The organism is Proteus sp. fly-1008, assembly GCF_040140305.1.
Lineage (GTDB): Bacteria > Pseudomonadota > Gammaproteobacteria > Enterobacterales > Enterobacteriaceae > Proteus > Proteus vulgaris_B.
Genome location: NZ_JBEEWH010000047.1, coordinates 1 through 1,037 on the forward strand (window position 1 = coordinate 1; position 1,037 = coordinate 1,037).

General features: G+C 39.6%; 3 protein-coding genes. All 3 read right to left on the reverse strand.

Annotation, left to right across the window (positions count from 1 at the left end; genetic code table 11):
* Window positions 1-230: hypothetical protein (locus tag ABN256_RS19070; RefSeq protein WP_349439933.1), on the reverse strand; the 230-nt coding region annotated here is incomplete at its 3' end.
* Complete coding sequence (locus ABN256_RS19075; RefSeq protein WP_156733210.1) at window positions 217-492, reverse strand: phage baseplate plug family protein; 276 nt, start codon at window positions 490-492, stop codon at window positions 217-219. The genes ABN256_RS19075 and ABN256_RS19070, both read right to left, overlap by 14 nt.
* Window positions 493-1,037, reverse strand: a 545-nt coding sequence (locus tag ABN256_RS19080; RefSeq protein ID WP_349439934.1) for a phage baseplate protein, incomplete at its 5' end; no start/stop codon positions are given.

Below are 1,037 nucleotides of genomic sequence, written 5' to 3' on the forward strand. Positions count from 1 at the left end.
AGTCCGTTTAACGAGTTGAATTTAATGCGCAGTAACTTATCCGCAGTCTCAATCGGTAAGCCGTAAATCTTCACTCTGGCACTAGGTGCAGGAGAGCCATTGCCATAGTTAATTTCAGCGCTCGCTCTCAATCCAATGGCAGACAGGCTATTCTTATTCTCAGTGGAGAATGATTGATTCTCACCCGACAACGTTAATGTTATACGCAAAACTTTTCTATTGAATGCCATCGTTCCACACCAACTTATAACGTGATCCTAACTCTGAATACACTGGATCTGTATTCCCCTCGATATCGACAAATATCAACCACTGGCAAATGTAAGTAAGGTTTCGACAAATGCGATTACACACCAGATATTCACCATCTCGTTTTACTGTGGCAAATAGGTTTTCAAGTCGGGTTTCTAACGTGAGTTCGTAAAGTGTGTTATTGATAGTGAATGAGGTTGATTGGTTTGGCGTGGGTGATAGTTTTATTTCAAAATTCATTTAACCTCCTGATATTTGTCCTTGTGCAAACTTTAGAAAGTTTTCCAGTGAACCTATTGATTTCTGAACTATATTTGAAATATTTTGTATTTCGTTTATTTCATCATCCCAGTCAAATATTCCCTTAGATTCCACCTTTTGAGTCTGATCACCAGTATCTTTCACCTTTGAATCATCTGGTTTGGTGACTTCTTCCTCTGCATAGCTAACTGTGACCTCTCGAATTTCCTCAAGATGTACGTTTACTTTAATAAGTGTCGCCCCATCTTTAGCCTCTCTTGCTAAGTCATACCCGACGATATTTGCAAATTTGTAGACAAACTCAGGCGTGATAACGATAAATCGCAATGTGCTTTTAGATAGGATTTCAAGTTGAGCCAAGAAAGCACCTCGTTCTAAAGCACCACCGCTACCTTTGCTCATTTGTACAGTTGCTTTCCATGGATCGCTTATTTTGTTGTAACTGGTAAATGTGCCTCTTTCGATAGGCGCATTTACAACACGGCTTTTGTTTTCATACTGGAGTGATATCACGTTATCAGCGA

Bases quoted from the DNA above. Each gene is read 5' to 3' on its own strand.
- ABN256_RS19075 (WP_156733210.1), bottom strand. From the start codon at position 492: ATGAATTTTGAAATAAAACTATCACCCACGCCAAACCAATCAACCTCA.